Below are 6,625 nucleotides of genomic sequence, written 5' to 3' on the forward strand. Positions count from 1 at the left end.
AGTTCCGCCACCGGCTGTTGCGCACATCGGCCGCCGGGCGCTGTCATCTCGGGCATGACCGCGAACGCCGCCACCTCCCCGCCGGCCGCGACGACGGTGACGGTGGGCACCTACCTCGCCCGCCGCCTCGCGCAGCTCGGGGTGCGCCACCTGTTCGGCCTGCCCGGCGACTTCAACCTCGCCCTGCTCGACGAGCTGCTCGCCGCCGGCGAGCAGCGCTGGGTCGGCTCGGCCAACGAGCTGAACGCCGGGTACTGCGCCGACGGCTACGCACGCCTGCGCCGCGGGCCCGCCGCGTTCGTCACCACGTTCGGCGTGGGGGAGCTGTCCGCGGTCAACGCCCTCGCCGGCAGCTTCGCGGAGGACGTGCCCGTCGTGCACGTCGTCGGGATGCCCGCCACCCGCGCCACGGCCGCCGGCACCCTGCTGCACCACTCCCTCGCCGACGGCGACTTCGGCCACTTCACCCGCGTCGCCGCCGAGGTGACGGCCTCAGCGGTGGTGCTGCGCCCGCACGGGGCCGCCACCGCGATCGACCAGGCGCTGCTGACGGCCGTGAGCACCTCCAAGCCCGTCTACCTGGGCGTTCCCGCCGACGTCGCGATCGCCCGCGTCTCCGCCGCCCCTCTGGCCCGGCCGCTGCGGGTGCTGCGCAGCGACGCGCAGGCCTGCGGGGAGTTCGCGCGGGCGCTCGCGGAGTTCCTCGACGGCGCGCCCGAGGTCACCGTCCTCGCCGGCCCGCGCCTGCACCGGCGCCACCTGGAGGAGCGGATGCGGGAGATCGCCGCCCAGAACGGGGTGCGGGTGGCGACGCAGTCCGCGTCCAAGGCGCTGCTGGACGAGTCGCACCCGGCGAACCTCGGCGTGTACGCGGGGGAGTTCTCCCGCTCGGAGGAGACCCGCGCCCGCGTCGACGCCGCCTCCCCGCTGGTGCTCGCCGGGGTGGTGATGACGGACTTCCTCACCGGTTCCTTCACCCACGGCTTCGACCCCGACGCCGCCGTGGACCTGCAGCTGGACCACGCCCGCATCGCCGGCGACGTCTTCCACGGCGTCCACCTGGACTCCGCCCTGCGGCTGCTGCTGGAGGTCCTCGAGGCGCGCCGGCCGCGCCCGGAGCCGCTGCCGCGCCGGGCCGTGGCGCCGGCCGCCGCGCACGCGCCCGCGGAGCCCGACGCCCCGCTGACCCACGCGGACCTGTGGCCGCTGCTGCAGGACTGGCTGGCGCCGGGCACGCTGCTCGTCGCCGAGGCGGGCACGTCGTTCTACGGCGCGGTGGAGCTCACGCTGCCCGACGGCTGCGACCTGATGGGGCAGCCGGTGTGGTCGTCCATCGGGTACACGCTGCCCGCCGCGCTGGGCGCGGTGCTCGCCGCCCCGGAGCGCGAGACGGTCCTCGTCATCGGCGACGGCTCCGCGCAGCTCACGGTGCAGGAGCTGGGCCGGCTGCTCCGGGAGGCCCGCGCGCTGACGGTGCTGCTGCTGAACAACGGCGGCTACACGGTCGAGCGGGCCATCCGCAGCCCGGAGGCGCCGTACCAGGACATCACCGCCTGGGACTGGACCGCCCTGCCCGCAGCGCTCGGCGCGCCGGGCACCGCCACCCACCGCGCCGGCACGCCCGCCGAGCTGGTGGAGGTGCTGGGGAAGGTGCGCGCCGACGCCGGCCGCCCCGCGCTCGTCGAGGTGGTGCTGCCCCGCGACGACGCCCCCGAGTCGCTGGTCCGCCTGGCCCGCAGCATCCGCTGACCCGATCCCCACCGGCTCCGCCCCTGCCACCACCCGCGGTGATCGAGCAAGTGGCGACTTCCTCGATCACCGCGGGTGGTGGCAGGGTCGGGTGCGTGGTGGACGGGGGAGCGTGCAGGGTGGTGGCCGGCGACGCGGCGGCGGTCCGGGAGGCCGCGCAGGTGCTGGCCGAGGCGTTCGACGGGTACGCGTGGACGGCGTGGACCGTCGCCGCCGACCGCCACCGCGAGCGGCTGGCCGGCTTGTTCCACCTCACCCTCACCGAGGTCGGTGTCCCGCACGGCGACGTGTGGAGCGCTCCGGGCCCCGCCGGCCGCACCGCGGCCGTCGCCGTCTGGCTGCGCCCCGACCGTGTCGTGCCCGGCGAGGTTCCGGCGGGCCCGGCGCCGCGCGAGGAGGAACTGGCGGGGGACCGCTGGGCGGCGTCGCTGGCGGCCGAGGAGGCGTGCGCCCCGCTGCGCACCGGTGAGCCGGCGTTCCTGCTCGCCACCGTGGGGGTGCTGCCCGCCGCGCGCGGCCGCGGCCTGGGCCGCGCGGTGCTGGCGCCGGGCCTCGCGGACGCCGACCGGGCCGGGTTGCCGGCCGTGCTGGAGACGTCCGCGCCCGGCAACCTGCCGTTCTACGCGGGCCTGGGTTTCCGCGTCACCGGCGAGGTGGACGTCCCCGGCGGTGGCCCGCACGTGTGGGCGATGCGCCGCGACCCGCGCTGACCCCGCCCGCCGCGGTGGTCGAGGCAGTGGCGACCTCCTCGACCACCGCGGGGGAGAGCGGGGTCAGGGGGTGGTGAGGGCGGCGGCGTAGGCGGTGCGCAGCCGCTGCAGGCGGGCGTTGGACGTCACGCCCCAGTCCAGCCAGTCCACCGCACCGCCGTCCAGCGCGCGCTCCAGGGCCTCCAGGTGCAGGTGCCAGGCCGCCAGCGACATCGGCACCCAGGCGTCCTCGCCCTCCAGGTCGTTCGTCAGCCGCAGCCGGGTGCGCGCCCGCAGCGCCCCCGCGTCGACGGGCTCCAGCTCCCAGCGCAGCAGGCCGTGCTCGGAGTTCGTGTGCTCCAGCAGCCGCGGCGCGTCCAGCGCCGTCACCTCGCCCGGCCACCACTGCAGCTCACCCGGGTCCCCGTTGAGCCACATCAGGGAGAACTCCCCGCCCGGGCGCGGGTCCGCCCGCAGCGCCGCCCACCAGCGGCGCGTCACCTCCGGCACCGTCAGCGCCGTCCACACCGCCGCCACCGGGTGCGGGTACTCGCGCGTCAGGGTCAGCGTCGCGCGCTCAGCGCCGTGCAGGACGGCGCCGCCGAGCAGTTCCGGGTCCTCGCTCACCACCCCATCCTGTCGCAGCACCCGGCGGCTCCCGCGACGCCGGGGGCCGGGCCTGCGAGGATCACCCCGTGGGACTGGGTGGTGGACCGAGCGAGTGGGACGAGTACGAGTGGTTCCGCCTGGCGGACGTGCCGCCGGAGGAGGACGAGGCCGGCCCCGACCCGTTCGGCGAGGCGCTGCGCCTCCTCGCGCGGGACTACCCGGTGTGGTCCGGCACCGAGGGCGCCGCCCGCGTGCTGCTGGTGGACCTGGACAACCTGCGCGCCGTGAAGGGACGGCTGCGCGCCCGGCTGGGCGTGGTGGTGGAGCTGGCCCGGCAGGCCGACCACGTCACCCTCGCCGGGCAGGTCGGCGCGGTCGCGCGCTCGCGGCCGTGGCTGGCGGAGTTCGCGCCGCGCGCGAAGGCGGTGGCCGCCGGGCCCGACGTGGCCGACCACGTGCTGCTGGCCGCCGCCGCGGAGGTCCCCGACCCGGCGGAGTTCCTCGTCGTCAGCAACGACGGCATCTTCGCCGACCTCGCCGAGCGGGGGGAGCTGACGATCCTCTCCCCGGGCGTGGACGCCCTCAGCGACCGGCTGCACGGCGCGGCCAGCCTCCTGGTGGACCTGGCGGCGCTGGAGCAGGAGGCCGCCGCCCTCGTCTGAGCCGACCGGCGCGGGTTCGCAGCCGGGTGAGGCCCTGCTCACAGGCCCACCACAGCCGCCCGCCCGACACAGGAGGGAGCCGGGAGACGCCCGGCACCACCTGATCGGGGGAACACCGTGAGGATCACCAAGAGGGTCGTCGCCGCGGGCACCGCGGGCGCCGTCGCCGCCGGCGGGCTGGGGCTCGTGCTGCTGAGCGCACCGCTCGCGTCCGCCGCCACCACGGACTCGTCCAGCTCGTCCGGCTCCACGGGTGTCGGCGACCGGCTGCAGGCGATCGCCGACGCTCTCTCCGGGCTCGTCGGCGACGGCACGATCACCCAGGAGCAGGCCGACGCGGTCGCGCAGACGCTGGAGTCCTCCGACGCCCTGCGCGGGCCGGGCGGGCACGGCGGCGGTCGCGGCGTGGACCTGGAGGCGGCGGCCGGGGCGCTGGGGCTGAGCACCGACGAGCTGCGCACCGCCCTGCAGGCCGACGGCGCCACGCTGGCGAGCGTCGCCGCCGACGAGGGCGTCGAGGAGCAGGTGCTCGTCGACGCCCTGGTGGCGGCGGGCGAGGAGCGGCTGGCGCAGGCCGTCACCGACGGGCGGCTGACGCAGGAGGAGGCCGACGAGCGGGCCGCCGACCTGCCCGAGCGGGTCGCCGCGGCGATCGAGACGGAGCTCCCCGGCGCTCCGGGCGGCGGTCGCGGTGGCCGCGACGGTCGCGGCGGCCCGGCCGACGGTGCGACGGACAGCGGGACGGACAGCGCGACGGACGCTGGAGCACCGAGCAGCAGCACGAGCGGCAGCACGAGCGGCGTCGCCGTCTGAGCACCCCCCGCCCGCCGGTGCCCCCGGCGGGCGGGGACCCCGCGCGGCGGGGGAGCGCTCCCGGCGGGCCGCGACCGCCGCGCCCGGGCACGATGGCGCGGTGCACGACGACGGCTCCCCCCACGACGGCTCCCCCCACGACGGCTTCCCCCGCGACTGGTTCCTCACCGCGGCCGAGCGCGGCAACGACGCCACGCGCCTGCCGGTGTGGAGCCGGGGCAACCGGGTGCGCCCGCTCGTCGACGGTGCGACGTACTTCCCCGAGCTGGCCGCCGCCCTGGCGAGCGCCGGCGCCGGCGACCTCGTGCTCATGGCCGACTGGCAGGGCGACCCGGACCAGCGGCTCACCGGGGACGGCCCCACGATGGCGCAGGCCCTCACCGACGCCGCCCGCCGCGGGGCCGTGGTCAAGGGCCTGGTGTGGCGCTCGCCGCGGGAGCTGGGGCGCCTGTCGCCCACCCGCCGCCGCCACCTCGCCCAGCGCACGCGGGGCGGTGCGCAGGTCGTCCTGGACCAGCGGGTGCGCAACTCGGGCAGCCACCACCAGAAGTTCGTCGTCGTCCGTCGCGCCGGGCGCCCGGACGACGACGTCGCCTTCGTCGGCAGCCTGGACCCGGCGTACAGCCGCCGCGACGACGCCGACCACGCCGGGGACCCGCAGCCGCTGGACTTCGGGAAGGCGTACGGAACCCACCCGTCCTGGCACGACATCCACACCGAGCTGCGCGGTCCCGTCGTGGCGGACGTGGAGACCGTGTTCCGGGAGCGGTGGGAGGACCGCGCGCCGCTGTCGGTGCTGCCCTGGCAGGCGTTCGGCGACCTGGTGCGCCGCACGGGGCGCCGGCTGCGGCGCCGGTCCTCGTCGCTGCCCCCGCAGCAACCGGCACCCCCGCCGGTGCCGGGCGAGGGAGGTTCCTGCGCGGTGCAGCTGCTGCGGACCTACCCGCGGCGCCGGCCCCGCTACCCGTTCGCCCCCGACGGGGAGTTCAGCATCGCCGCCGCCCACGCCAAGGCGCTGCGCCGGGCGCGCCGGCTCGTCTACGTGGAGGAGCAGTTCCTCTGGTCGCCGCAGGTGGTGCGGGTCTTCGCCGACGCCCTGCGCGCCGCGCCGGGGTTGCAGCTGGTGGTGCTCGTCCCGCGCGAGCCCAAGCGCGGCGGCATCGCGGCCCCGCCGCTGCTGCTGGGGCAGTGGCGCGCGCTGCGGCTGCTGCGGGCGGCCGGCGGTGAGCGGGTGCACGTCTTCGACCTGGAGAACCACGGGGGCGAACCGGTCTACGTCCACTCCAAGGTCACCGTCGTCGACGACGTGTGGGCCTGCGTGCGCAGCGACAACCTCAACCGCCGCTCCTGGACGCACGACTCCGAGCTGTCCGTCGCCGTCCTGGACGAGGTCCGCGACCCGCGCGAGCCCGCCGACCCGGCCGGGCTGGGCGACGGCGCGCGCCGCTTCGCGCGCGACCTGCGCCTGCAGCTGGTGCGCGAGCACCTCGACCGGGACGACGCGGACGACGCCGACCTCGTCGACCCCGGTGCCGCCGTGGAGGCGTTGCACCGCAGCGCATCCGCGCTGGACGCCTGGTACGGCGGCGGCCGCCGGGGGCCGCGGCCCCCCGGGCGGCTGCGCGTCCACCGCGACCCGGTGCTCCCGCGCTGGCGGCGGGTGCTGGCGGACCCCGTCTACCGGTTCGCCCTCGACCCCAACGCGCCCCGGCGTCGCTGAATCTTCTCCTGGTTCTCCTGGTTCTCTACTGGTGCTTCGCCGGGTCCGTGCGAGGGGTGGCCTGGGGTGGGCTGTCCACAGGAGACGCAGCTACCGGTCCAGGTGACCAGCAGTCGGTGGAGCCGGCGCAGCACGGCGCGAGAGCCCGAGCTGTGCCACGGGGTCTCGGTTGAGGCGCAGCAAGAGTGCAGAACAGGAGGGCTGCGTTGATCGAGGTGACGTGTCGATGCCCGTCGGTGAAGCTGCGGTCTTCGAAGTGGCCGAACTCGGATCGACCTTCGATTCAATCCCTTCTGCACGTGGTCTGCCTCAACGGACCGCGTGTGACGGGATCACTGAGCTCTTGTCGGTAGCGGTTCTCCCAACTGCTGAGCACCAGCGCC

The 6,625-nt window shown here is 76.8% G+C and carries 6 protein-coding genes; 5 read left to right on the forward strand and 1 reads right to left on the reverse strand.

What is annotated here, in order from left to right; genetic code table 11:
* Positions 1-54: 54 nt before the first annotated feature.
* On the forward strand, positions 55-1,749 hold the full coding sequence (locus tag V9U69_RS18410) for an alpha-keto acid decarboxylase family protein (protein ID WP_337063315.1): 1,695 nt from the start codon (positions 55-57) through the stop codon (positions 1,747-1,749).
* Positions 1,750-1,847: 98 nt separating this feature from the next.
* Positions 1,848-2,459, forward strand: coding sequence for a GNAT family N-acetyltransferase (locus tag V9U69_RS18415; protein ID WP_442907826.1), 612 nt, complete (start codon positions 1,848-1,850; stop codon positions 2,457-2,459).
* Positions 2,460-2,522: 63 nt separating this feature from the next.
* On the opposite strand, the gene V9U69_RS18420 is transcribed toward V9U69_RS18415, so the two are convergent.
* Positions 2,523-3,065: an SRPBCC family protein gene (locus tag V9U69_RS18420; protein ID WP_337063317.1), complete on the reverse strand. Its 543-nt coding sequence runs from the start codon at positions 3,063-3,065 to the stop codon at positions 2,523-2,525.
* Between the two features lie 68 nt (positions 3,066-3,133).
* On the opposite strand from V9U69_RS18420, the gene V9U69_RS18425 reads away from it, so the two are divergent.
* From V9U69_RS18425 to V9U69_RS18435, 3 genes are all read left to right on the forward strand, one after another.
* Positions 3,134-3,709, forward strand: coding sequence for a hypothetical protein (locus V9U69_RS18425; protein ID WP_337063318.1), 576 nt, complete (start codon positions 3,134-3,136; stop codon positions 3,707-3,709).
* 117 nt (positions 3,710-3,826) lie between these two features.
* Positions 3,827-4,522 carry a hypothetical protein gene (locus V9U69_RS18430; protein WP_337063319.1) on the forward strand — a complete coding sequence of 232 codons (696 nt, stop codon included), beginning with the start codon at positions 3,827-3,829 and terminating at the stop codon, positions 4,520-4,522.
* A 100-nt stretch (positions 4,523-4,622) separates the two neighbouring features.
* On the forward strand, positions 4,623-6,242 hold the full coding sequence (locus V9U69_RS18435; RefSeq protein ID WP_337063320.1) for a phospholipase D family protein: 1,620 nt from the start codon (positions 4,623-4,625) through the stop codon (positions 6,240-6,242).
* The last annotated feature ends 383 nt before the right edge of the window (positions 6,243-6,625 follow it).

It is taken from the genome of Kineococcus sp. G2, from assembly GCF_037154035.1.
Classification (GTDB): Bacteria; Actinomycetota; Actinomycetes; order Actinomycetales; family Kineococcaceae; genus Kineococcus.

Excerpts from the sequence above, each read along its gene's own strand:
- V9U69_RS18410 (WP_337063315.1), top strand. The coding sequence starts at position 55 with ATGACCGCGAACGCCGCCACCTCCCCGCCGGCCGCGACGACGGTGACG.